Below are 22,914 nucleotides of genomic sequence, written 5' to 3'. Positions count from 1 at the left end.
CAGGCGGGCAGCAGATAGGAAATATCCGCTGCCCGTTTTCGTTGGTGTCGGCCTTAGCCCTGATTGATGGGCAGAGCCACGAACCGCGACTGGTCGTTGGTCTGGACCTGCAACAGGACCGCCTTGCGGCCACTCTTTGATGCTTCAACGATAGCCGCATCGATATCAGAGCCGCTCTTAACAGGCTTATTGTTGACCGAGACGATGATATCACCGGTTGTGATGCCCTTGTCGGCCGCATCGCCGGAGCGATCAACATCGGTAACGACAACGCCCTTGCCATCATCGGATGGAACTACGGTCAAGCCATAATCATCCAATACTGAAGCCTGATCCTGTGTTTTGCTGTTGTTGTCGCTCTTGGATGCCTGCTTTTCATCGCCCGGCATCGAATTGATCGATACCTTGACGGCCTTGGCCTCGCCCTTGCGCCAGACGCTCAGCTCGGCACTCTGGCCCGGATTGATCGCAGCGATCTTCTTGGCCAGATCACGCGGGTCGGAAACCGTCTCGCCATTGACAGCGGTGATGACGTCGCCAGACTGGATACCGGCCTTCGCGGCGGGTCCATCGGACTGCGGTTCGGCAACCAGCGCACCCTTTTCCTCGGAAAGGCCGAGCGATTCAGCGATTTCCTTGCTGACAGGCTGTATCTGCACGCCGATCCAGCCACGGGACACGGTACCTGTTTTGATCAACTGATCGACGACAAGTTTGGCTGTCGTTGACGGAATGGCGAAAGCGATACCGACGCTGCCACCGGATGGCGAGTAAATCGCGGTATTAATACCGACGACTTCACCGTTCAGGTTAAAAGCAGGACCACCGGAATTGCCCTTGTTGACGGCTGCATCGATCTGCAGGAAATCGTCATAGGGGCCTGCACCAATATCGCGGCCACGGGCCGAAATAATACCGGCAGTCACTGTACCGCCGAGACCAAACGGATTGCCGACGGCAACGACCCACTGGCCGACACGCATCTTGTTATCATCGCCGAAGGACACATAGGTGAACTTGCGCTTGTCATCGACCTTGAGCACGGCGAGATCGGTTCGCTTGTCCTTGCCGATCAGCTTGGCATCAAGTTCCGTGCCATCATTGAGGACAACGGTATAAGCGCTGCCGTCTTCCACGACGTGATCATTGGTGACGAGATAGCCATCTTCGGAGATGAAGAAGCCGGAACCCTGGGCTGTCGGACGTACGCGATCTGGTCGATTCTGGTGGTCGCGCGGACCGCCCTTGCGTTGCTGCATTCCGCCCTGCCCGTTCGGGCCACCGAAATCACGGAAGAAGCGCTTGAGCGGATGATCGTCAGGGAGCTGATCAAAGCCCGGAATGCCCGAACCATCATCGGATGTCTGCTGAACTGCGCTCTTGACGCGAACGCTGACGACGGCGGGGCTGACCTTTTCAACAACATCGGCAAAGCCGGGCTGCTGCGCACCATCAACACGCACCGCTTCAGCCTGCGCTGGCGCAATGGCTGCAAGCGGGCCGGTTGCCAGCAGTCCCCCGGCGAGCGCCGAGGCGAGCAGCGCGGCAGCAATGCCCTTGCGGTAAGTGGAGGACGTACGATTGTTAGACATAAAATTTTCTCCTTGGACGCCCGATCGGAAATCCGACCGCTTAATAACCAACAGTGATACAGATAAGAACGTTACGCCGCCATTTCCGCAACATGACAAATTTGTAAGATAATTCTTTGGCGCTACGATTCGTTGTTCACTGGAGATAGTTCATATGGCATCCATGCCGCCGCTCGGTTCCACAATGCGGGTTCACCAGCCCTATGAAGGTGTCTACGCATTTTACGATGGCAGATTGGACGGCGTTCGCGCCTACTCCACAGAGCCAAATTGGCTTGACGATGGGGCCTATGCGCTCGGCGTCTGCTCCTATGCCATCGTTTCTGGCGAGGAAGCGCTTGTTTACGACACCAGTATTTCCAACGCTCATGCCGCGCTGATCCGCGACAGGCTTGATCAGGTTGGCGTCCGCCACATCCGCGTCGTGCTCAGTCATTGGCACGTTGATCACGTAGCAGGGAATGCGGTTTTTGCCGATTGTGAGATCATCGCCAATGACCTGACGGCAAAGGCGCTCAGCGATAACAAGAATACATTGGAGAATCGCACACCACCTGTCCGGCCGCTTGTCATGCCAAACAGTATCTTCAAAGACCGGCGCGATCTGAAGATTGGCGATATCGAGGTGCAATTGCGTCATGTGGATATTCACAGCCATGACGGCACCGTGATGATCCTGCCGCAGCTCAAGCTGCTGTTTGCAGGTGATACGCTGGAAGAACCAATAACCTATGTGGCCGAACCGGAGCGGCTGGAAAACCATTTGCTTGATCTGAAGCGCATATCGACCTGGGACATCGAAAAAATTCTACCCAATCATGGTGCGGAAAATGTGATCATTGCCGGTGGTTACGGGCCGGAACTGATTGCCGCAACGGGACGCTATGTGAGAAAACTTATGCGTCTGCGCGACGAGCCGGGGCTGGCAAATGAGGATTTGCTTACCTTCATTGCGGAAGATTTTCGTTCGGATATACTGACCTATTACGCGCCATATGAACCTGTCCACACGCAGAATGTGGAATCGATACTCAAGGCATCCGGCAAATAGTTCTAGTCGTTGGAAGCGGCCAGAAGCTTCTTCAACTGCTTCTTTTCGCTATCCGATAGCGGGGTGGTTTCGACAGGTGAACGACGACGGCGAACAATTGAAACGCCAATCACGATGGCACCTGCCACCAGAGCGGCGATGGGAAATCCCCAGAGCAGGATTGTGCTCAGCATCAGCCGCGGCTTTAAAAGAACGAATTCGCCATAACGGGCAACAATGAAATCCAGCACCTGCTCGTCGCTATCGCCCGCCGTCAGGCGTTCGCGCACAAGAATGCGCAAATCCTTGGCAAGATCAGCATTGGAATCGTCAATCGACTGGTTCTGGCACACCATGCAGCGCAGTTCGGTGGAAATAGTGCGTGCCCGGGTCTCCAGTGCCGGATTGGGCAGTACTTCGTCGGGCGAAACCGCCTGTGCAGCCGTTGCGCCGAGACAAAGGGCGGTTAGCAGCACAAAAAAGACTGCAGATACGCGCCTCATGCCATGGCACCTTTCGCCCGGCCCGTCTTTGCGGCTTTGGCCTTGCCCGGCGCACCGACCCGCAACCGCCGGTCTGCCAGCGACATGGCACCGCCTGCCATCATGACCAGCGCACCGAGCCAGATCAGTGTCACATAGGGCTTCCACCAGACGCGCACGACAATGCCGCCATCCTTGGTGGCATCACCGAGCGACACGTAAAGCTGGCTGAACAGGAACGTCTTGATACCCGCTTCCGTCGTCTGCATCTTGCGCACGGGATAGAAACGTTTTGACGACATCAGCGTATCAACTTCGCGCGCTGCACCATCGAGAATGGTGAACTTGCCCTGATCTTCGGTGAAATTCGAATCCTTGACCGGATCAATGCGGTCAAAGCGCAGGGTATAGCTGGCAACACGCAATGTTTCGCCCGGCTTCATCACTGTCACGTCTTCCGTGGCAAAGGTCGAGACAGAGACAATACCAAGCAGGGTTACACCAAGGCCGAAATGCGCGAATGCCGTACCGAATACGGATTTCGGCAACCCGGTCAGACGGCGCAGCATGATGGCGAACGGAGCCTTGCCGATACCGGCTTTCAGGGAAAGATCGGTCAATGCGCCAAGCATCAGCCAGAAGGCGAGCCCAATGCCGAACGCGGAGAAAATTGCTGTGCCTGATGTCTTGTAGAGAACCACGGCCACGACAAGCAGCGCAACGAAGAACGCCATCATCAGGCGCTGGGCAACGCCGAGTATATCGCCGCGCTTCCAGGCCAAAAGCGGTCCAAACGGCACGGCGGCCAAGAGCGGGATCATCAACGGACCGAAAGTCATATTGAAGAACGGGGCACCGACGGAAATCTTTTCGCCAGTCAACGTTTCAAGCAACAGCGGATAGAGCGTGCCGATCAGCACGGTCGCAGCCGCCGTCGTCAGGAAAAGATTGTTGAACACCAGCGCGCCTTCACGCGAGATGGGCTGGAACAGGCCGCCGGGTGCCAGCGTCTGCGCGCGGCGGGCAAACAGCGCCAGCGATCCGCCGATGAAGAACACGAGAATGGCGAGAATGAAAAGACCGCGCCCCGGATCGGTCGCGAATGTATGGACCGAGGTGAGCACGCCCGAGCGCACCAGAAATGTGCCGAGCAGCGACAGGGAGAAGGTCAGGATAGCCAGCAGTACTGTCCAGATTTTCAGCGCCGAGCGCTTTTCCATCACCAATGCCGAGTGCAGCAGTGCCGTTCCGGCCAGCCATGGCATGAAAGAGGCATTTTCAACCGGATCCCAGAACCACCAGCCACCCCAGCCAAGTTCGTAATAAGCCCAGTAGGAGCCCATGGCGATGCCGCCAGTCAGGAACATCCATGCAGTCAGCGTCCACGGACGCACCCAGCGGGCCCACGCCGCATCAATACGCCCATCGATAAGCGCTGCAACGGCAAAGGAGAAACACACTGAAAAGCCGACATAGCCGAGATAAAGCAGCGGCGGATGGATCGCGAGGCCAATGTCCTGCAGGATCGGGTTGAGATCCTGTCCTTCAATCGGCGCAGGCGTGATGCGGGTGAATGGATTGGATGTGGCAACGATGAAGAGCAGGAAGGCGGAGCCGATCCATGCCTGCACGCCAAGCACATTGGCTTTAAGGGACGGCGGCAGATTGTTGCCGAAGAAGGCAACCAGCGCGCTGAAGAATGCGAGTATCAGTACCCACAGCAGCATGGAGCCTTCGTGGTTGCCCCAGACACCGGTGATTTTATAAAGCAGTGGTTTTTGCGAATGGGAGTTTTCCCAGACATTCTGCAGCGAAAAGTCCGAAGCGACATAGGCAGAGGTCAAGGCCACAAAGGCCAGCGCAATCAGCGCAAAGACGGTGAAGGCAGCCGGTACCGCAACGGCCATCATGCGGTCGTCATTGCGCCGTGCGCCCCAGACCGGCACGACAGCCTGTATAATGGACAGGGCAAGCGCCAGAACCAAAGCGAAATGTCCGAGTTCCGTCATTGCTGCTTGTTCTCCCCTTGCCACACACCCTTGGCCTTCAGACTGTCGGCAACTTCCTTCGGCATATAGTTTTCATCGTGCTTGGCAAGAACGCTATCAGCCGTAAAAGCCCCACCGGGCGCAAACTTGCCTTCAATGACCACACCCTGATCTTCACGGAAAAGATCGGGCAGAATTCCATCATAGGTTACGGGAACGCTTTTGATATGGTCAGTGACCGCAAAGGTGATCTTTGTTCCCTCGCCGCGCACCACGCTGCCCTTTTCAACCAGTCCACCCAGCCGGAAGCGCGATTCCGATTGCAGGTCGGCAGCGGCAATGTCGGATGGCATACGAAAGAACGCAATGCGTTGTTGAAGCGCAAACAGCACCAGTCCGGCAGCACAGGCCAGCACCACCAGGGCGCCGCCAATCACCGAAAGCCGTTTCTGCTTGCGTGTCATCGCTTTTTCTCCGGCACGGAGTCACCCGGTTGCTCCGCCAGTCCGAGATCATCTGCGACAGCGTCAAGGCGCGCAAGCTTATCACCGCTCAACACTTTGCGAGCATTGGCCAGAGCTTCCAGCGCATCATTGGGCCGGTTAAGAACTACGTAGGAACGGACGAGCTTTTCCCACCCTTCCACATCATCGGGCGACTGCTTGAGCTTTTCGGCAAGACTGGCCACCATGCCCTCGATCATCGCCGCCCGGTCCTGCACATTCATGGACGCGGCGGCTTCCACCTGCGATGCGTCCGGGCCGGTCGCTCTGTCAATATCGCTGACATCGGGTGCGTCGCCGGCGATTTCCTTGTCGAGACGTGTCAACGCCGCCTGCGCTTCGTCACGCCACGGCACATCACTCGGTGCATCAGCCAGCAATTTGCGGATCAAATCACGGGATTCCACGAGTTTGCCCTGCTGCATCCAGCCATTGATGATGAAGAATTGCGGGCGCATATCGCCGGGATTGATAGCCAGCGCACGGTTGAAACTGGCTTCGGCTTCCGGCGTCATTGTGCCCCCGGCAACCGCAGACAAGGCTTCGCCAAGACCAATCTGCCGGGGACCACTGTCTCCGTTCAACCGTATGGCGTTGCGATAGGCGGTTACCGCATCAGCCGGACGGCCGGTGCGCAGATAGATGGGTGCCAGCACTTCCCAGCCCTGACCATCGTCAGGATTGAGCGTGAGATGTGCTTCTGCGCGGGCGATCAGCTCGGCAGGTGTTGCCTGATCCGCCGGGCGTGCGAGACGTTCAGCCAGAGGCTGCGCGGGCAGATCAGGTGAACCCGTCTTGGCATAAATACTCCAGGAAATCAGCGGAATGGCCAATACTGTTGCGAGTGTTGCCCACTCGCGGGTCGCGCTCTTTTGTGGACGGAAAACTGATTTGTCAGCTTCCGCTGCAGCGGCGGATTTCAACAAACGCCGGCTTATTTCTGCACGCGCCTGTTCGGCGCTTAGCGCATCGATGAGGCCGCGCTTTTCGTCCGCCTCCAGTTCCCGCAACTGATCGCGGTACACTTCGACATCATATGTATCGTCCGAGACGCTTGTCTTGACGCGTCGCGTGAGCGGTAAGAGCACGACAAGCGTTGCGACAACGGTCAAGAGTGCAGCGGAAATCCAGAAAATCATGAGCTGAGACATAGTCTCCAAGCGCTGCAAAATCCAAATGGATTTCGCAGATAGGGCAATTCGCCGCAAAGCGATTGAATGATCAGGCTACGACTTAGTTGAGGGGTGTCCAGCTGCCGTCCTCATTGCGGCAGGCTGTTCCGCGCGCTGTCTGCGGCGTTCCATCGATGCGGATCGTATGAGTGTATTGCCGGCAGTTCTGCGAACCGACCTGATAGGGCTGCGCCGCAACCACTTCACCGCTGCGGCTTCCCGCGCTGTTTTTCCACTCGATTGCCTTGCCCGCAGGGGAATATTCCAGCGCCTGATATTCCGCCTGCAATGCGCGTTTACGGTCAGCAGGTTCAAGCGACGCGTTGCCGATCAATCCTCTGCCCAGCGCGGCCAGTACATCCGATGTGGCGGGTTCGGACGATTTGCCGGTCAGGCGGGCGAATGTGCCACCGCCAGCCTTGGGACCTGACGTGGTCGAACAGGCAGACAGAAGAAGAACAGTAATAAGCGAAAGAGCAATCTGGGATTTCATCATGGGTCCGTTTTTACGGGGCCTTGTCATATAGGCAATAGCTAGCAATTACTTATGACCTGATTGGACGCATAGTTGCAAGCTCGATTCAGTCTCCGGCCACCGGAAGCACAATGCGTGCACACAGACCGCCAAGTGCTTCACTTCGCTCGAGACGCAAAGCACCGCCATATTCGCGCACCGTATCGTGGACAATGGACAGGCCAAGCCCGGTTCCCGGTTTGCTTTCATCAAGGCGCTTGCCGCGTGTCAAGGCGTCCTTGATCTGCCCCGGCGCCAGACCCGGACCATCGTCCTCAACGCTGATGTCAAAGGCGTTTTCCATCGTCTCCGGATTGGCCACGGAAAGGGTGAGCCGAATTGCACTGCGCCCCCATTTACCGGCATTTTCCAGGAGATTGCCGACAATTTCCTCAAGATCTTCCTGTTCGCCGGCAAAGACGGCGTCAGGCATCTCATTGACAAAACTCAGGTCCATACCCGGATTGAGCTTGGCGGTAACGCGCACCAAACGGGCGAGAATAGGCGTCACAGGCGCGCGGAAAACCACGCTGTCGCGTTGTGCCGCCACTCGTGCCCGTTGCAGATAGTGCTGGATCTGCACCTGCATGGCGGCACTTTGTTCGGCAACAATCTTGCCCTTTGCCCCACCAATCGTGCGGCTTTCATTGGCAAGAACCGACAGTGGTGTTTTCAGGGAATGAGCAAGATTACCGACCTGCGTGCGCGAACGATCCATAATACGGCGGTTGTTTTCGATCAGTGCATTCATTTCCCGCGCCAGCGGTGCGATCTCGATGGGCAGATCCTCGTCGAGGCGAGACACCTTGCCCTCCCGGATATCGGCAAGCGACTGACGCACACGATCCAGCGGACGCAGGCCGAACAGGATAACCGCCGCATTGATGAGCGTTCCACCCACACCGAAAAAGCCGAGATAGAAGTAAAGCGTGTTGCGGAAATCGGCGATCTCCCCTTCCAGTTCGCTCAAATTGCCCATGACGCGAAACCGTGCGACGCGGTTTTCCGCATCCAGCACAACTTCCGTCTCGACAATGGAAAGTTCTTCGCCCTTGAGGCCCGGTTCCGTGTAGGAGCGCTGGAACGATGTATCGAAAGGAACCATCAGGGTTGATGGCGAATCGACGGTTTTACCGCCGAGCGAGATCGAGCGCAGCGATCCCTTCAGGTTGTCCGCAACGGGGTCAACAGACCAATACCAGCCGGAAAATGGGCTGGAATAGCGCACTTCGCCCGGATCAGGTCGCCCGACCAGCGTACCGTCATTGACACTCACCGAGGCGATAACACTGAACAGATGCGCGGAGAGCAGCTGCTGAAAGCTGTGCTGGCGTGCTTCGCCATAGAGTGCCGAGATGATCGTGGCGATGGCAACGAAGGAAACAATGGTCCAGAGCGTCGAAAAGAGGATAACGCGCAGGGAAAGCGAACGGAAATTGGGAAGATAACGGGTAAATCGTATATTCACGCGTTTGCCCTGCTCCCGCCACTCAGGCTTTGCTGTCCTGCGATTTGATGCGGTAGCCCATGCCGCGGATCGTTTCGATCAGATCAATGCCCATTTTCTTGCGCAAACGTCCAACAAAGACTTCGATCGTGTTCGAATCGCGGTCGAAATCCTGATCATAAAGATGCTCCACCAGTTCCGTGCGTGAAACAACCTCGTCCATATGGTGCATGAGATAGGACAGGAGGCGGAATTCGTGTGAGGTCAGCTTCAGCGTTGTGCCGCTGACCGTGGCTTTTGACGTCTTGGTGTCGAGCCGCAGCGGCCCACAGCTTATTTCCGATGACGCATGGCCCGCCGCGCGGCGAATCAAAGCACGCAGACGCGCCAGCACCTCCTCGATATGAAAAGGCTTGGCCACATAATCATCGGCACCGGCATCAATCCCGGCAACCTTATCGCTCCAGCGGTCACGCGCAGTGAGCAGTAATACCGGCATGATGCGACCGTCACGGCGCCATTTTTCGAGCACCGTCAGCCCGTCCATCTGCGGCAGGCCAATATCGAGAATCACCGCATCATAGGGTTCCGTATCGCCGAGGAAATGCCCCTCTTCGCCATCAAATGCATGATCGACCACATAGCCAGCTTCGGTCGTCGCTTCGACAAGCTGACGATTCAGATCACGATCATCTTCAACGATGAGTATTCTCATGCGCACTTTCCCCTGCCGGATAAGCTGAAAAACGGATCAGGCAACATCCGGTTCAGTTTGCGGGCACCGCAACCTCGACACGGCGTGGACGTTCACCGTCCTTGCCGGGAATGAGGACCACGATCACGCAAACCTCGCGACCATTCTGCGTCTGGGACGTGGCGCGGGCAAGGGTTCCACCCTGTGACTCCGCCACCTGCTGGCCGACCGCAGAACAGTCAGCCGCAGCCAGCTGAAGCAATGCACTGTTCTGCGATGCATCAGGCGCAATCGGAACCGCCCCGGCATGGAACACGCCGGATGCTGAAATCAGGGCCGCTAGGGGCAAAGAGAAACGTGTGTTTTTCATCATGGCGTCATTATTATCAATTGCTGTCTGAACGATGCATGAACAGTTGGACGTGGCACGAACCATTGGTGCCACAGGTCACGTCTTTTAACATCATATTTCTTTACGTGAAATGAGCGTCGTTGCACTCAATCGACCAAAAAATGCGGCGATTCCGCTGAGCGCGGTCAGAAACTGCATGATCGTATCGGCAAGATGAGCTTCGACGTCATGGTCGAGCGAGACATTGAAGAAGCTCGAACAGGACAAAACAACAGTGACAATCGAGGCCCAGATGGTCTTCGACAAATACCAGGGTTTTTCATTGGTCATAATCAATTCCTTTCTGAAACAGTTTGATTCTAAAGGGTTTTTATCTATAAACTTAAAATCGTCCGGGCGAATCTGCCTGTGCCAACAGTGCCGGACATCATGGCCACACGAAAATCGACAGGCGCAGAAAGACTGGCAAAATCAGACAGACGTTCTGCCGCCGGATAGGTCCACTCCGGCCGTCTGACCTCGACAGACCGGATCAATTTGCCGCTGTTGCGTATTTCAATCCGATAAATTTCGCGGTCTTCACCCAAGGGGATATCCACCGCCAGCCAGCTATCCGCATCAATCCGACCACGGCGAATCCATGAAACATGCAGGTCACCATTGTCGCGCAGCCTGCTCCTGATGTGGACGGGTTCGAGCGGTTCAACTGCTCTGATGCCACCGGTTGCCGTTACCGTGTTAAAATACCGGTCTGACAAATCCTGACCCGACGCGCCAATACGCCAATGCAAAGCCAAACCGGTTTCGCGTGCCTTCAATCCGGCTGGTAATACGGCTCCATCCAGGAGAATGAACACCGCACCTTTTTCTCTTGACTGAAGAGCCTCCCGCTCTGTTCCACATTGCCCGCGCAAGAGCCCGGCCAATCGCCATCTGTCCGGCTGAACTTCCTGTACATTGAGGAATTGCAGGATTTCCCAGTGTCCATCCGGCGCTGCGAGCAGTGCCGAATTTGCTCCGTTGAACAATTGCGGCAATGTGGTGGATCGCAATTCGCCAAAGTGGAGTTCGACCTCAAGGCTGGCATTGTTCAGTAAGCGACCACTGACACCACCCGGCAGAATGTCCACCAGTCTGCCCATTACTGCACGGTCTGCCACCACCGTCCGTGGTTCAAAGCCGGTATCCTCCGGGGAAGCGTAAACACTGGCGCCCGTCCATGGCCGGGCAAAGGCAGCAACACGCAACTGATCAACGGGATTTTCTGCGCCCGGCCACATCGGCAGATCGCACAGATGGAAGCTGGGACGCCCAAACACCGCCGATGATCCCGCTTCTGTTGGAGCTGGCAATGGCGCCTTGTTCGGATAGCTGACATGCCGGGGCAACCCCTTCGCCTCGATCCGCCGCGTTGCCCCGTCTTCGATTGATGTAATGATGTAGTCCTTTACCGGCGCAGTGGTATCAAGCCGGATACGGTCACCCGCTTTGAGCGCCGCATATTTCCATGGCAGTTCGAAATTCGCGGTACGCCGCGCCGCCCGGCGGGCCTGCATCCAGTTTTCCGCAAGAGCTTTCGCTTGGCCCGTATCAAGCATACCGGGAAGGGCCATGTTTTCCGTTCCCTTGCCGTCCAGCCGCTCCGCCGATGCCATTGCCGCCTGATAGTCCAGCATCGGATCGCGATAGCTGATTTCGATCCGCGCAGGCTGCTCCATTATTTCGTGCAGTTTCCGGCTGACCGGTCCCGCATCCTCCGGTTCGCCAAATTCATCAATCAACGGCGTTTGCATATGCATCCGCAATGCGCTCTGGAAAACCAGCGTCGCCCCCTCTTCGAAGGCATTGACACCGAAAACCGCCAGCAGTGGTTCAAGAACGGCTCGTGCGCTGGTCGGTTCTTCAACGATGAAACCGCTGACAAAACCATCCGCCCCTTCAGCATCCACCTGTGTGACGCCGAAATCGGCAAGAACCGCACCGATCAGTTCATCAAGTGCGACACCCGACAGCCTGCCATTCAACCAATGCCCTGTCATCCAGTGATCGCCATCAGACCAGAGTCTGCGATTGAGCGGAAAGGCGGGAAACGGCCTTGTATCCCAAGCCCAGACGTAGATACGGCTTGTATCCAGCATTGCTCCGCCATGGCTGCGCCAATATTCAAGATGCGCGCGCAAAAAGCGGTTCTGCGCAAGGTCGCTGCGCCCGCGATCGGAGAAATAGGGAAATGCACCCTCTGACGACTTGGCATCGGGAAAGACATTGGGCTGGTTTGGCCCTTTATCGACTGCGGGGCAGCCAATCTCGGTGAACCATAATGGTTTTCCCATTGGCCGCCATTCGGTTGGCTCGGCGCTCTCGATGCCAGCCTTGCGGTTGAAATGAGCGTTCTTCCACCAGCCCGCTATGTCCTTATAGCGATAGATCCACGGCTTGCCGGAACCATCCGTGATGGGTGTGCGGCGGCGCGACGTTCGATCCACATCCGACGCGTAGTACCAGTCAAAACCCTCGCCGCCCGCGATCTGGCCCCGCAATGCGCCGAGATCACAGGGACCCGTAAAACCATCCGGCCCCGGAATACTGTAATCCTCGTCGCGCCAGTCGCTGAGCGGCATGTAATTGTCGATGCCAACAGCCCCGATGGCCGGATGTGCCCAGAGCGGATCAAGATGGAAATAGACATCCCCGGACCCGTCCTGCGGATGGTGGCCGAAATACTCGCTCCAGTCAGCGCCATAGGTTAGGGTGCAGGTGCTGCCAAGTACCGTGCGTATATCAGCAGCCAAGGCACAAAGCCCTGAGACAAAAGGAAAGTGGTCTGCCTCATCCCTGATGATCGTCAAGCCACACAGCTCTGAGCCCAGCAAAAAAGCGTCGACACCACCGGCGCAAACAGCAAGATGGGCCAGATGCAGGATGAACCGCCGGTAGCCCCAGTCATTAGCCTTGCCGTGATAGCCGACATTCTCGCCCTTCACCCGGAACGCGCCGGTGTCGACTGTACCCAAAAATGCGGCGACTTCCCGCGCAGCAGCCGCTGTGCCGTTGCTGCTACCCTGATGATAGGGCGCAGGATGACAGGTGATGCGGCCCCGCCACGGATAGGCCGCCTGCCTTGCCCCGCCATAGGGATCGGGCAGGCTATTGTCGGCCTTTATGTCAAGCATGACAAAGGGATAAAGCGTGACCTTCAGCCCCTTCGCCTTGGCGGAACGGATTGCCTCGACGACGCTGCGGTCCGACGGCGTACCGCCATAGGCGGCGCTATCACCTATGCGCGAAAGCAGATGCGCCTCGTCGCGTTTGACATCGCCAGCCCGCCATTCCTCGCTCTCGCCATAGCCTTCCCTGTCCATCACACCCGGCCGGATGGTGCAGCGCGCCGCACGCAGGTCCGTGCCGAACCACGGCACAACAATGGCCACATGCTCAAGGTTCGGACAAAGCGATTGGAGTTCATCCAATGAAGCCTGCCAGTCAGTCGCACCCTGCAGGCAATTGCGGTTCAGACCGTGTGTTTCACCATGTGTTGGCTCGTTGGTGACGAGTGAAGGTGACAGACCGAACTCTGTGGCTCCCGGAATAAGCGCGACTGCCTTCAGGTTCTGTGCCAGCGCACCGACGGCACGCACCACTTCAAACTGAAACTGCGGAATACGGTTGCCATGGACTTCAAGCGGAAAGCGCTCGAAAACCACATAGGCGGTGTTGCGATAGGCGGGCGCATTGCCCGTTCCCTGCTTGGCTTCGATGAGCGGATCGGGCAGTTGCGATGCCGTGCCCTTGTAGATACGCATATTAATCGCGCTCTGGTCCACTTCCTTTCCATCGGCCCAGATACGCCTGACAAAGCTGATTTCCCCTTCCGCAAGGGCAATGGCAAAATTGGCAACATAGGAATAGTTCGTCACCTTCGGCCCGCCCTTGGCGCCGCTTCTATGCCTGGATTTCACCTCTTCAAAACGCGTCGCCCAGATGAGAGTGCCTGCCAGCCGCACGGAGCCATAGACTTTTGGCAGCGCGGCGCCTTCCTCGGCGGTCATAGGCCGCATTGATGATAATCGTGCGCCCTCGACATGTTTGGCGCTGGAAAGGGCACGGTCGATCAGATAGCCGCCCGCCGAAAGCAGTGCACCGCCGATATATGCACCGATCCCCTGAAGAATAAGCGTTGCCATTCGGATGAATCCTATTGGTGATCGGGAAAGGCGAACACTGCCGCAACGCGGTTGCGCCATTGCGGCACGAGAGTGGATTCCATGACCCGGTGCCTCTCATAGGCATGGATGAAACAATCCTCGCTGGTGACAATGCCGAGGTGCTTGGCTGCCACCCCATCGCGCCAGCGGAAGATGATAAGGTCGCCCTCCGCCATCTCACCACTAGTCTTGATGCGCATATGCCGGCTGGCCGCCTGAATGAGCGGATCACCCTGCCCGGCCTCCGCCCAGTCGGCGGAATAGACAGGAACCCGTTCCGGCTCGCAGCAATAGAGCGCGCGCCAGATACCACGCACCAACCCCAGACAATCGCAGCCCACCTGCCATGTGGAACCGCCATGCCGGTAAGGCGTGCCTATCCAGCGCCGTGCCTCGGCGACCACTTCATCAGCAATGGTCATGACACCAGCGCTCCGCCGTCAAAATTGCCTGTACCGTCAGCATAGTTGTAGGCGGCGTCATTGCCGGGGAGATGCGGGAAGCCGCGGAAATTCGCTGCATTGGCAAACTTGACCTTGCAGGTGGCAAAGCTCTTGTCGCAGCCCGGCAACAGTGAGAATGCGTCACCGGTTTGCATATCAGGAACCGGGCCATCGCGCAGGTCGAGCCGTATGCCTTCCGCTGACTGTTGATGTCCGATCACCACCGTGGAGCGGCCAGATTGCCAGGTGAGCAAGCCGTTGCAAAACCAGTTCACATCATGTGCGTGCAACCCGCTGACAACCAATGCTCTGTCCGATATCACGCGAACAATGGTTCCTTTCTGCGCACCGCCCCGATAGCCGCAGCGTGCATCCCCAAGCTGCGCACCGCAGAGCCGCGTTATCCGCCGCCCCTTCACCTTGTCCAGATCGACAGCACTGCTTTTCAGTTCTGCAACAAAATGACTGCCCGACCGGGTGACTGTGCCTATCCTTGATCGCCGCAACAATATGCGCTGATCCGGAGCAGTCCAATTGACCAGAAATGTTTCAACGCTTGCATTGTCGAAGGCGCCAGCCTCCACATCTTTCTCGGTGATACTGAGCGACGACAGGGCACCTTCAACCTCGGCGCTGTCCACGGCCAATCCCAAAGCACTTGTCGCTTCGCTGGCGGTAAGGCCGGTTTGCGGCTCGCAGGCAACGCCATCTATCATAAGCACCTGATCATGATCGGTGAAACCGTGGATAATGCCATCCGCCCGGCGGATGACCCAGCAAAAACAATGGGTTGTCACATCCGCCGAAAGATGTGATTCAAGCGCGGCAGGAAGGCGGTTCATGCCTTTACCTCGATGATGGGAATGGTCGGGATTTCACCCGCCTGAAAGGATTTGATGCTGATGGTCAGCCTGTCCGCATCGAAACGAACGGGAACATCAAAGGCGAAGCCTGCGGTCACAACAGACCCGGCAGGCGGTAATCGTCCCGGCTGAAACACGATCCGTCCCGTCAAGACATCGACAACAAAGTCGGTGGGTTCCCGCTTCTCGACGCCTGCGACCGCAACCCGTACCGAGCCCACCTGCGGCTTGGTGATCAGGCGGATATGATCGCCATAGTGTTTTCGCAGCTGGAATATCGCTTGCTTTCCATCGCCTTGCCCCAGCGCCTGATCCGTAGCGGCAATCGGCTTTCCCGCCGCGCAGGACTGATGATCAAACGGATCACGAAACCGGAACGCATGCAGCGAACCGCGCCGCGCTTCAAAGAATGTGAGTACCGTTTCCAGATCGGCCAGCGACCGCACGCCTGTTCCCGCATCGTAGTGGTGGCGCGAGGCGGCCCAGCGCGCATTGCGCTGTTCGTGCCCTGAGGTCAGCGACACGATTTCATTCTTCCATTCCGGACCACCCGACGCGCCAAAGGATACGCCGAGCGGAAACCGGATATCATGAAAAGCCTGCATCTCATTGATCCTACAAAGTGCGCGCGCCGCGACGCACGGCTCGTGCCAGCATGCCGGTCAGTTGCGCTTCGGATTTGCGGAAGGAATTGGCATCCGGTGTGTTCACATGCATGACCACCTGCATGGGCGAGGCACCGCCTTGTGCGGCAACGCCCAGCCTGCCATCAGCACCGCGGGTCAATGGCATGACAGCCTCTGCACCGGCCTCGCCCATCAGTCCCAGCGATCCGCCTGCACCAAAATAGGTTGGTCCTGAAACCACACCGCCCTTGGCAAAGGGCTTTGCGCCGCCCAGCGCCCCGAGCAGGTCTGAGAACATGGATGAACCCAACCCCTGAAGAGGTTTCATACCCTCCGTCAAGGCCATGTCCAGCATGCTCTTGCCTAGCTGACGCAGTACATCCCCCAGATCCTTGCCGCTCAGCGCGGCGCTTTTCAGAGATCCGGATAGAGCACGACCGAACTGATCGGAATGGGCCTGCAAGTCCGACAAGGCCTTTTCGAAACCTGACGTATCGGCATCAATCTGCACCGTCGTTTTCTCGGTCATTGCTGTTCCTCATTCATAGTTGGCCCATCAGGAAATTGTTGCATCATCAGCTCAAGAACGGGACGCGTGGGACCGCCGTCCCTTGGGGGCGGCCCGAATGCCGAACAGATTTCCCGTGGTGTCATTGCCCAGAAATCGCGTGTGGAAAGCCGCAGCAGCCCAAATCCTGCTGCCATGATGGTCGCCCATGGAAAAGCAGCCGGGGAATCTGCTGCGGCATTCAAGGGTTTGCGGTGGATTGCTCCGGTTTTGATTCACCGAATGTCGCCGCCAGCAATTGACTGACGATACGCGCAAAACCTGTCGCACCACCCTCGGCTCGCATCTGCGCGACCTCTTCCAGCGATAGGCTGTTGCCGCCACCTTTCAGCCCTGCCGCAATGATTTTGGCGGCATCCCGTGCGGAAAGCGGACTACTTGAAAAGCGCTTGAGCAAAGCGCCCATATCACTTGCGGCAAAAGCGTCTTCCAGTTCCGCCAGTGCGCCAAGCGTCAGACACAGCGTCCATTCGCGTCCATCCAAGGTCGCATTGATTTCACCGCGATGCCGGTTCGCCATCAGACAATCTCCGTGAAACTGATCAGACCGGCTGACTCCAGCGCGATGTCAAAAGTGACTTCGGAATCGTGCTTGCCTGAATATTCGAGCGCCGTGATCTGGAACGGCCCTTGCAAGGCACCAAAATCCGGGAGGATGATCTGCCATGTCAGGATATTGCCCGCGAAGAATGTTCGCCGGATCACCGCATCGGACTGCGCATCCTTGAACAGCCCAGAACCGCTGATCGAAGCGCGTTGCACACCGCTGCCACCCAGCAACTCACGCCAGCGTCCCGCTGCATCCGCGTCAGTAACGTCAACAGTTTCCGTGTTGAAGGCGATGCGGTTGGACCGCAGCCCCGCACAGGTGACGAATTTACCGCCCGAATCCTGCACTTTGAGCAAGATATCCTTGCCTCTCTGAGCACCCATTTTTGAACTTCCTTTCATGCAAAAAAGCACCTCAACGGGTGCCTTGTTTCAATCGATATATCCGGGTTAAAGCTCTTCGGTCATCGCGCGGTACCGCATGATACCCGCATAACCGCCGTGGCTTTCGGCGGAAAAAGTCTGCGATTGTTCGAGAGTGAAACTGACAAGTCTGTGCCCTTCCAGCTTGAACGCGGGCAATACGGCCAAGCTGTCCAGTCTGCCCATGATCTCAAAAACCGTTTTCCTGCCGGTGCCACGATTCCAGATGTGCAGCGTCAGAAAATGCTCGCTGCCGCGTTCGGTAAATGTGCTCCAGTCATAGGTGCTCGTCGTCCCTAAGGTGATATAGGGAAACACAGCCTGCTCCGGCACATGGTCATAGACGCGTCTATGTACCCATTCATTCAGAGCAATATCGGATTTCAGTAACTTGAGCAGTGCTTTTTGCAATTGAAGCCCGGCGCTGGTCATCGGCTCTGGCTTTCGCTCGCCGCCGGATTTCGGCTCGTCCCGGATGGGTCGCGACGCGTCTGCTGCCTCTTCACACAGCGCTATTTTGCGCCAGCGCAATGTCCGGATGAGATCCGTGATCGTCATCTGCATGCTGAGTTTCATAGTCCCTCCTCCCGTGCCCGGCAGACGAGATAGCGGCCGGTTTCATCGGGATCGTGAATGGTGATGAGCTGAAAGATGCGGCTACCCCTGCGCAAGCGCATACCGCTTTGCAGATCATCGCGTGACCGCACGGTGATGCGATGGGTAACTTCTGTCAGGCTCTGCTCACCAAAGAGAACCGTTGCAGCCCCCGCCGGTTCGATATGGGCCCAGAGGGACGCGATTTCACGCCACTCTTCGACGGTGCCATTCACATCGTCATCGACAAGAACGGCACGTTCCAGCTGCAGCTCATGCGCCAGTTTACCCGGATCGATAAACAGCGTCAGCATCACAGGGATATCCTTCGCCACAGGTTTACAGCGCGCTCGAATGCCGGTGTCAGGGATACAGGATGATCGGCAGGGCCAACGGCACCGCGAAACTCATACCAATGGGCAATCAGCGTCATGAGCGCGTGCTTGAGCGCATCCGGAACATCAAGCCCCGTTTCCCCAAACCCTGCGACGAAATCAATCTCTAGTCCGCCCAACTCACCGTCCTCGCGGTGCAGGCGAAGCCGGGCGGGACGCGTACCTGTTTCCAGATGCATGTGAGCGACAGGGAGAATGACTGGCACGCCATCCGGCTCGTAAGCCGTGACGCAAACAATTGACCGCACCGGATAGCGGTCAATTTTGACCAGACCATCTTTTGGCCATTGATCGACATAAAGCCTCTGGGTCTGCTTGATCAACGCAAGCCCCGTCTGGGCTTCCAGCGTTTCCCGTGCCGCCTTTAGCAGACCGGAGAGCAACATATCTTCGCCGGTCCCGCTCAATCGCAAAAACTGGCGCAGATCCGCCAGCGCCACCGGCTCCACAGCCGGTGGCTTCACTACAATTATGGTCATGGGATTTCCTGAATTAATGAGGTGACAGAGATTGCATGATCAGCGTGCGCCCTTCGTGGTTCAACAAGCTCACCATGAAGGAGATGGGTGATGAAAGGGAGCCAAGTTCTGCAACCTTTGCAATTGGCTTTGCAGCCACCCATGTCCCTCATCCTGAGCTTGTCGAAGGGCGCACAATGTTCATGCAACGGTCATGCAACGCTAAGGTTTAAGCAGCGAATTTCAGCAGCTTGATCGCATCGAAATCCTGAACACCGCCACCCACACGCTTGGTTGTGTAGAACAGCACATAGGGTTTGGCTGAATAGGGATCGCGCAGGACCCGAACACCCGTGCGATCGACCACTAGATAACCACGGGCAAAATCTCCAAAAGCAATGGCTGCCGTGCCTGTGGTCATGGCGGGCATGCCTTCTGCCTCGCTCAACCGGAAACCGAGCAGCGATGCCTGTTGGCCCGGAGCGGCAGGCGGTGACCAGAGATAATGCCCGTCATTGTCCTTGAGTTTGCGCACAGCTGCCTGGGTCTTGCGGTTCATCACCCAACTCGCATTCTGCCGATACCCGGCCTTCAACGTATAGACCGTGTCAAACAGAATGTCCGATGCGCCCAAAGCAGAAAAGCCACCAGCAATGCCAGTCGAAAGATTGCCGAGCTTGCCCCAGCTCCAATTCGCTTCGGCGATGCTTTCATAGGTTAGAAACCCCTTAGGCTGGGTGGTGCCATTGCCATTGATGAAAGCCTGCCCCTCCTGCTCGGCGAACGCGGTCTCTACCTCGGCGGAAATCCACTGTTCCACGTCAACTGCCGCATCATCCAGCAATGATGACGAGGCGGCCGGCATGGCGTACAGCTCCATGGTGGGAAACTGAAGTTCCGCCAGTTTTGAGGCTTCGGTCTGTGGCCGGGCATCGGTTTCGCCAACCCAGCCAACCGCCGGGCCTTTGACCGCAAATGGCTTCTTCAGCACGGAGCCTGATACCTGCCGTACAGTTGCCAGCGCACGAATGGGCGACAATACTGCCAGCCGCGTTCCGATATCGCGTTCCAGCTCTGGCGGCACAAGGTAGCCGCCATCGGGCGAAGAGCCGATGGATAGAGCCTTGGCTTCAATCGAACGCACACCCTGCTCGTCGCCGCGCCTGATATAACCCTCGAAGGCGTTCTTGTGCTCCAGTGCAAGCAAGGGACTAAACCCCGTTTCCAGAGCCGGACGTGCTTTCTTCAGCAGCATGTGATCGATGACACGTTTCTGCTCATCAAGCGCGTGATTGATACGCTCGACCTTATCATGCGTCAGAACATCGGCGCTGGCGCTTTTTTCGATTTGTTTGATACGCTCGTCATTGCTGTGACGGAACTCTTCAAAGGCATGCATGAAGTCGTCGAATGCCTCGGCGACGTTCTGGGTGCCTGTGCTCTTGGTTTCGGGTGCCAGTGTTGGTGTTGGTGTCGAAAATTGTTCGGTCATTTCAAATCCTTTGTGTGTGAAGTGAATAGAATGATTCAAGCGCGGATACGCCGGGCGGCGGCCCGCAGGCTTACCGCCAGCACCGCATCAATCGGATGTAATGCCTTGACCTGCCCCACCCGCGCGGAAGGCAACATCGGAAATGTCACGACAGAGATTTCCCACAGATCAGCCTCGAGAATACGCCTGACGCCAGCGCCGTCAGCCCTCGCCTTTACGGTGCGAAAGCCAATGGAAAGTCCATCGATTGCCCCTGCCCGCATCAACTCCAGTACCTCGCGACCGCGCGTAACACCTGTTGTCAGACGCCCCTCGACATAAAGGCCGCGGCTGTCCTCATTGATACGCGTCCAGATGCCGATAGGCTCGTTGGCATCGTGCTGCCAAAGCATCCGGATACCGGAGATGCCGCGCTTGCGAATGGACGCTGCAAACGCACCCGGAGCAATCACATCCTTGCCAAGATCGACTTCACCGAACAGGCTGGCATAGCCGGAGAAACTTCCGTCCAGTTCGACCCGTTCTATTGCCAGTCCGGCAAACTTCTTTTCAATTCGCTCATTTTCCAGCATTGGCGATATCCCTTTTTGTTGAAGAGCTTGGGCCATCCAGCGGAGATTTTGATTCACCCATGCGCGCTGTGATACGGGCAAAAATGCCTAGTGCCGTCCACGCCGCCAGACTGGCAGCGGCGGCGCCCATCAGCATCAATTCGCCATCGCCAAGCTGGCCGCCAATATCAAGTTCGGACGCAATCTTCACGCCGGCCAGCCCGCCAAAGGCGAGCCCGCAGACTATACCAACGATAAAGCGGATGGCTGCCTCGCTCTTGTCCTTCGGCAGCATATAGGCAAGTGAGACGGCGGAACCTGCGATGGCACCAGCCGCCTTTGCCGCCAGAATCCAGGCGGCATCGGACCAGTTTGTCATGATCTTTCTCCCGAAAATTTAATCAGGCTTGCGGGCGTATCCCACAGCCTCTCTCTTCTCGTCATCGCTTAGGAATGGCGCAGCAGACATACGCTGCCACAATGCATCACGCTCCATGGACAGCCCATCAATGCGATCGAAATCCGGTTCCAACCGTAGCCGTTCGCCATAAACAGGGCCGAGCCAATTCCCGATCGCCTTGGCCGTACGCGTGATCAGCGGAATCACCGCCAGACGATAGAATGCACGATTGGCTTCGGCATAATTGGCATAGGTGTTGTCACCGGGAATGCCGAGCAGCATGGGCGGAATACCGAAGGCCAAAGCGATATCGCGGCTGGCAGCATTTTTGGCAGCAATGAAGTCCATATCGCGCGGCGACAGGCCCATGGATTTCCAGTCGAGCCCGCCTTCGAGCAATAAAGGGCGTCCCGCCTTGGCTGCGCCGGTATACCCCTCTTCCAGTTCCGTCTTCAGCCTGTCGAACTGAGCTTCGGTCAAACGTGCCGTATCTGCAGGCGCATAAACCAGCGCGCCTGATGGACGCGCGGAATTATCGAGCAGCGCCTTGTTCCAGACGCCGGATGCATTGTGAATGTCGAGCGCCATCAGGGCCGCTTCAAGCGGTGCAAAGCCATAATGATCATCAAGCGGATGAAACAGCTTGAGATGCAGCGCCTGACCGTCATCAAGCGCAATGGTTCGCTTGCTGGCACCAACGCCATAGCCCAAAGCCACCGGCCAGCCATTATCGCCAGTGATGACGCGCACACGATCCGGGCGCAGCAGATGCAATTCGCTTGCACCGTTCCCGGCGCTGACCCGCTCGATATAGGCGTTACCGGAAAGCAGAAGATGACCGTACAGCGTTTCGAACAGGCTTGCTCCATCGGCGCCGCGATGTGGGTCTGACAACAGGTCAAGCAATGGATGCTGCGTATGTTCCGTCCTCCCTTCGTAGAGTAGCCAGGGGGTTGCAGCGGCAGCTTCCGCCAGAAGACGCACACACCGGTAGACAATCGGATTGCGCATGAATCCTTGGCGCGACAGACCGGTATATCCACTCTGCGACCAGCGCGCCTCCCGGTCAAATTGCAGCGCTACAAATCCTTGCGCTGCCTTGGTGTTAAGACGCGGATGTTCATTCGCGGCGCGCCAGCGCCACGGCCAATGAAGTGCCATGGGAAATATTCTCTCTGATTGTTGAGATGGATCAAATCAGGGGAACAACCACGCGAAGCAGTTCACGCTGTCGTTTCAACCCTGCATTCGTGGGGACCTATTCGAAAAACCCGGCAAAGTGTTGAACCGGAACAAGTTTTGAGGGCGAAGCAGGAAACACCGAGCCAGCCGGTGTATCGGGATGATAGGCCTCCCGACCACAGCAATGGCCTTGGTCTCAAACTTGGAGGTAAATGATGTGGTATCTGCCACTTAACATTACCTTAGAAATGAAAAGAACCCGGACTAGCTGGACGCTGGTCATCCGGGTTCAATTCATCATCTAAGAAAAGGGGCGCGGGGGAAAGCTCGCGTCCCACTCCAAGACCTTACAATAATTTCCCGGTCTTTCCAAGCAACCCAGAGTGGACAC

General features: G+C 57.2%; 26 protein-coding genes. 1 reads left to right on the top strand and 25 read right to left on the bottom strand.

Features of this window, described 5'->3' with window-relative positions:
- Positions 1-53 precede the first annotated feature (53 nt).
- On the bottom strand, positions 54-1,592 hold the full coding sequence (locus AB4Y96_RS10700; protein WP_441917237.1) for a Do family serine endopeptidase: 1,539 nt from the start codon (positions 1,590-1,592) through the stop codon (positions 54-56).
- Between the two features lie 154 nt (positions 1,593-1,746).
- On the opposite strand from AB4Y96_RS10700, the gene AB4Y96_RS10695 reads away from it, so the two are divergent.
- Complete coding sequence (locus tag AB4Y96_RS10695) at positions 1,747-2,643, top strand: MBL fold metallo-hydrolase (RefSeq protein WP_441917235.1); 897 nt, start codon at positions 1,747-1,749, stop codon at positions 2,641-2,643.
- 2 nt (positions 2,644-2,645) lie between these two features.
- Here the strand turns inward: AB4Y96_RS10695 and AB4Y96_RS10690 are convergent, their stop codons facing one another.
- The 24 genes from AB4Y96_RS10690 to AB4Y96_RS10575 form a co-directional block, all read right to left on the bottom strand.
- Positions 2,646-3,125, bottom strand: coding sequence for a cytochrome c-type biogenesis protein (locus AB4Y96_RS10690; RefSeq protein ID WP_441917233.1), 480 nt, complete (start codon positions 3,123-3,125; stop codon positions 2,646-2,648).
- Positions 3,122-5,113, bottom strand: coding sequence for a heme lyase CcmF/NrfE family subunit (locus AB4Y96_RS10685; RefSeq protein ID WP_441917231.1), 1,992 nt, complete (start codon positions 5,111-5,113; stop codon positions 3,122-3,124). The genes AB4Y96_RS10690 and AB4Y96_RS10685 overlap by 4 nt, the downstream gene beginning before the upstream one ends.
- Positions 5,110-5,556, bottom strand: a complete 447-nt coding sequence (ccmE, locus tag AB4Y96_RS10680) for a cytochrome c maturation protein CcmE (protein ID WP_112523271.1) — start codon at positions 5,554-5,556, stop codon at positions 5,110-5,112. Before ccmE ends, AB4Y96_RS10685 begins: the two co-directional genes overlap by 4 nt.
- Entirely contained in the window at positions 5,553-6,734 is a 1,182-nt protein-coding gene (gene ccmI, locus AB4Y96_RS10675) for a c-type cytochrome biogenesis protein CcmI (RefSeq protein ID WP_441917446.1), read from the bottom strand. The genes ccmE and ccmI overlap by 4 nt, the downstream gene beginning before the upstream one ends.
- A gap of 94 nt (positions 6,735-6,828) precedes the next feature.
- Positions 6,829-7,260, bottom strand: a complete 432-nt coding sequence (locus tag AB4Y96_RS10670) for a hypothetical protein (RefSeq protein ID WP_091881143.1) — start codon at positions 7,258-7,260, stop codon at positions 6,829-6,831.
- A gap of 88 nt (positions 7,261-7,348) precedes the next feature.
- Complete coding sequence (locus tag AB4Y96_RS10665) at positions 7,349-8,692, bottom strand: ATP-binding protein (protein ID WP_441917444.1); 1,344 nt, start codon at positions 8,690-8,692, stop codon at positions 7,349-7,351.
- Positions 8,693-8,771: 79 nt separating this feature from the next.
- The gene (locus tag AB4Y96_RS10660) at positions 8,772-9,443 is read right to left on the bottom strand and encodes a response regulator transcription factor (protein ID WP_091880553.1); all 672 of its coding nucleotides are present in this window, start codon (positions 9,441-9,443) and stop codon (positions 8,772-8,774) included.
- Between the two features lie 52 nt (positions 9,444-9,495).
- Positions 9,496-9,792, bottom strand: a complete 297-nt coding sequence (locus AB4Y96_RS10655) for a hypothetical protein (protein WP_370647988.1) — start codon at positions 9,790-9,792, stop codon at positions 9,496-9,498.
- 93 nt (positions 9,793-9,885) lie between these two features.
- Positions 9,886-10,104, bottom strand: a complete 219-nt coding sequence (locus AB4Y96_RS10650; RefSeq protein ID WP_091880556.1) for a hypothetical protein — start codon at positions 10,102-10,104, stop codon at positions 9,886-9,888.
- Between the two features lie 44 nt (positions 10,105-10,148).
- Complete coding sequence (locus AB4Y96_RS10645; RefSeq protein WP_441917228.1) at positions 10,149-13,958, bottom strand: baseplate multidomain protein megatron; 3,810 nt, start codon at positions 13,956-13,958, stop codon at positions 10,149-10,151.
- Between the two features lie 11 nt (positions 13,959-13,969).
- Positions 13,970-14,401, bottom strand: a complete 432-nt coding sequence (locus AB4Y96_RS10640) for an NlpC/P60 family protein (protein ID WP_441917226.1) — start codon at positions 14,399-14,401, stop codon at positions 13,970-13,972.
- Positions 14,398-15,264 carry a DUF2163 domain-containing protein gene (locus AB4Y96_RS10635; protein WP_441917224.1) on the bottom strand — a complete coding sequence of 289 codons (867 nt, stop codon included), beginning with the start codon at positions 15,262-15,264 and terminating at the stop codon, positions 14,398-14,400. Before AB4Y96_RS10635 ends, AB4Y96_RS10640 begins: the two co-directional genes overlap by 4 nt.
- On the bottom strand, positions 15,261-15,890 hold the full coding sequence (locus tag AB4Y96_RS10630; protein ID WP_441917223.1) for a phage distal tail protein, Rcc01695 family: 630 nt from the start codon (positions 15,888-15,890) through the stop codon (positions 15,261-15,263). Before AB4Y96_RS10630 ends, AB4Y96_RS10635 begins: the two co-directional genes overlap by 4 nt.
- A gap of 10 nt (positions 15,891-15,900) precedes the next feature.
- The gene (locus AB4Y96_RS10625) at positions 15,901-16,440 is read right to left on the bottom strand and encodes a phage tail tape measure protein (protein ID WP_441917221.1); all 540 of its coding nucleotides are present in this window, start codon (positions 16,438-16,440) and stop codon (positions 15,901-15,903) included.
- Positions 16,437-16,664 carry a phage tail assembly chaperone gene (locus tag AB4Y96_RS10620; protein ID WP_441917219.1) on the bottom strand — a complete coding sequence of 76 codons (228 nt, stop codon included), beginning with the start codon at positions 16,662-16,664 and terminating at the stop codon, positions 16,437-16,439. The genes AB4Y96_RS10625 and AB4Y96_RS10620 overlap by 4 nt, the downstream gene beginning before the upstream one ends.
- Positions 16,661-16,999 (bottom strand): gene transfer agent family protein, encoded by a 339-nt coding sequence (locus tag AB4Y96_RS10615; protein WP_441917217.1) that lies wholly within the window; start codon positions 16,997-16,999, stop codon positions 16,661-16,663. The genes AB4Y96_RS10620 and AB4Y96_RS10615 overlap by 4 nt, the downstream gene beginning before the upstream one ends.
- Positions 16,999-17,412 (bottom strand): phage major tail protein, TP901-1 family, encoded by a 414-nt coding sequence (locus AB4Y96_RS10610; protein WP_091880568.1) that lies wholly within the window; start codon positions 17,410-17,412, stop codon positions 16,999-17,001. Before AB4Y96_RS10610 ends, AB4Y96_RS10615 begins: the two co-directional genes overlap by 1 nt.
- A 66-nt stretch (positions 17,413-17,478) precedes the next feature.
- Positions 17,479-18,027, bottom strand: coding sequence for a DUF3168 domain-containing protein (locus AB4Y96_RS10605; protein WP_441917215.1), 549 nt, complete (start codon positions 18,025-18,027; stop codon positions 17,479-17,481).
- Positions 18,024-18,359 (bottom strand): phage head closure protein, encoded by a 336-nt coding sequence (locus AB4Y96_RS10600; RefSeq protein ID WP_441917213.1) that lies wholly within the window; start codon positions 18,357-18,359, stop codon positions 18,024-18,026. Before AB4Y96_RS10600 ends, AB4Y96_RS10605 begins: the two co-directional genes overlap by 4 nt.
- Positions 18,359-18,919: a head-tail connector protein gene (locus AB4Y96_RS10595; RefSeq protein WP_441917211.1), complete on the bottom strand. Its 561-nt coding sequence runs from the start codon at positions 18,917-18,919 to the stop codon at positions 18,359-18,361. Before AB4Y96_RS10595 ends, AB4Y96_RS10600 begins: the two co-directional genes overlap by 1 nt.
- 208 nt (positions 18,920-19,127) lie before the next feature.
- Positions 19,128-20,390 carry a phage major capsid protein gene (locus tag AB4Y96_RS10590; RefSeq protein ID WP_441917210.1) on the bottom strand — a complete coding sequence of 421 codons (1,263 nt, stop codon included), beginning with the start codon at positions 20,388-20,390 and terminating at the stop codon, positions 19,128-19,130.
- A gap of 35 nt (positions 20,391-20,425) precedes the next feature.
- A complete protein-coding gene (locus tag AB4Y96_RS10585) occupies positions 20,426-20,962 on the bottom strand; it encodes an HK97 family phage prohead protease (RefSeq protein ID WP_091880576.1) in 537 nt (178 codons plus the stop codon).
- Positions 20,949-21,320, bottom strand: coding sequence for a DUF6107 family protein (locus AB4Y96_RS10580; protein ID WP_091880578.1), 372 nt, complete (start codon positions 21,318-21,320; stop codon positions 20,949-20,951). Before AB4Y96_RS10580 ends, AB4Y96_RS10585 begins: the two co-directional genes overlap by 14 nt.
- Positions 21,321-21,338: 18 nt before the next feature.
- On the bottom strand, positions 21,339-22,502 hold the full coding sequence (locus AB4Y96_RS10575) for a phage portal protein (RefSeq protein WP_441917208.1): 1,164 nt from the start codon (positions 22,500-22,502) through the stop codon (positions 21,339-21,341).
- Positions 22,503-22,914: the final 412 nt, after the last annotated feature.

Source organism: Phyllobacterium sp. TAF24, from assembly GCF_052113785.1.
Classification (GTDB): domain Bacteria; phylum Pseudomonadota; class Alphaproteobacteria; order Rhizobiales; family Rhizobiaceae; genus Phyllobacterium.
Note: the sequence above shows the minus strand (reverse complement) of the source record. Positions and strands in the feature narration are given on the sequence as shown.

Bases quoted from the DNA above. Each gene is read 5' to 3' on its own strand.
- AB4Y96_RS10700 (WP_441917237.1), bottom strand. From the start codon at position 1,592: ATGTCTAACAATCGTACGTCCTCCACTTACCGCAAGGGCATTGCTGCC.
- AB4Y96_RS10695 (WP_441917235.1), top strand. From the start codon at position 1,747: ATGGCATCCATGCCGCCGCTCGGTTCCACAATGCGGGTTCACCAGCCC.
- AB4Y96_RS10690 (WP_441917233.1), bottom strand. From the start codon at position 3,125: ATGAGGCGCGTATCTGCAGTCTTTTTTGTGCTGCTAACCGCCCTTTGT.
- AB4Y96_RS10685 (WP_441917231.1), bottom strand. From the start codon at position 5,113: ATGACGGAACTCGGACATTTCGCTTTGGTTCTGGCGCTTGCCCTGTCC.
- ccmE (WP_112523271.1), bottom strand. From the start codon at position 5,556: ATGACACGCAAGCAGAAACGGCTTTCGGTGATTGGCGGCGCCCTGGTG.
- ccmI (WP_441917446.1), bottom strand. From the start codon at position 6,734: ATGATTTTCTGGATTTCCGCTGCACTCTTGACCGTTGTCGCAACGCTT.
- AB4Y96_RS10670 (WP_091881143.1), bottom strand. From the start codon at position 7,260: ATGAAATCCCAGATTGCTCTTTCGCTTATTACTGTTCTTCTTCTGTCT.
- AB4Y96_RS10660 (WP_091880553.1), bottom strand. From the start codon at position 9,443: ATGAGAATACTCATCGTTGAAGATGATCGTGATCTGAATCGTCAGCTT.
- AB4Y96_RS10655 (WP_370647988.1), bottom strand. From the start codon at position 9,792: ATGAAAAACACACGTTTCTCTTTGCCCCTAGCGGCCCTGATTTCAGCA.
- AB4Y96_RS10650 (WP_091880556.1), bottom strand. From the start codon at position 10,104: ATGACCAATGAAAAACCCTGGTATTTGTCGAAGACCATCTGGGCCTCG.
- AB4Y96_RS10645 (WP_441917228.1), bottom strand. From the start codon at position 13,958: ATGGCAACGCTTATTCTTCAGGGGATCGGTGCATATATCGGCGGTGCA.
- AB4Y96_RS10640 (WP_441917226.1), bottom strand. From the start codon at position 14,401: ATGACCATTGCTGATGAAGTGGTCGCCGAGGCACGGCGCTGGATAGGC.
- AB4Y96_RS10635 (WP_441917224.1), bottom strand. From the start codon at position 15,264: ATGAACCGCCTTCCTGCCGCGCTTGAATCACATCTTTCGGCGGATGTG.
- AB4Y96_RS10630 (WP_441917223.1), bottom strand. From the start codon at position 15,890: ATGCAGGCTTTTCATGATATCCGGTTTCCGCTCGGCGTATCCTTTGGC.
- AB4Y96_RS10625 (WP_441917221.1), bottom strand. From the start codon at position 16,440: ATGACCGAGAAAACGACGGTGCAGATTGATGCCGATACGTCAGGTTTC.
- AB4Y96_RS10615 (WP_441917217.1), bottom strand. From the start codon at position 16,999: ATGGCGAACCGGCATCGCGGTGAAATCAATGCGACCTTGGATGGACGC.
- AB4Y96_RS10610 (WP_091880568.1), bottom strand. From the start codon at position 17,412: ATGGGTGCTCAGAGAGGCAAGGATATCTTGCTCAAAGTGCAGGATTCG.
- AB4Y96_RS10605 (WP_441917215.1), bottom strand. From the start codon at position 18,027: ATGAAACTCAGCATGCAGATGACGATCACGGATCTCATCCGGACATTG.
- AB4Y96_RS10600 (WP_441917213.1), bottom strand. From the start codon at position 18,359: ATGCTGACGCTGTTTATCGATCCGGGTAAACTGGCGCATGAGCTGCAG.
- AB4Y96_RS10595 (WP_441917211.1), bottom strand. From the start codon at position 18,919: ATGACCATAATTGTAGTGAAGCCACCGGCTGTGGAGCCGGTGGCGCTG.
- AB4Y96_RS10590 (WP_441917210.1), bottom strand. From the start codon at position 20,390: ATGACCGAACAATTTTCGACACCAACACCAACACTGGCACCCGAAACC.
- AB4Y96_RS10585 (WP_091880576.1), bottom strand. From the start codon at position 20,962: ATGCTGGAAAATGAGCGAATTGAAAAGAAGTTTGCCGGACTGGCAATA.
- AB4Y96_RS10580 (WP_091880578.1), bottom strand. From the start codon at position 21,320: ATGACAAACTGGTCCGATGCCGCCTGGATTCTGGCGGCAAAGGCGGCT.
- AB4Y96_RS10575 (WP_441917208.1), bottom strand. From the start codon at position 22,502: ATGGCACTTCATTGGCCGTGGCGCTGGCGCGCCGCGAATGAACATCCG.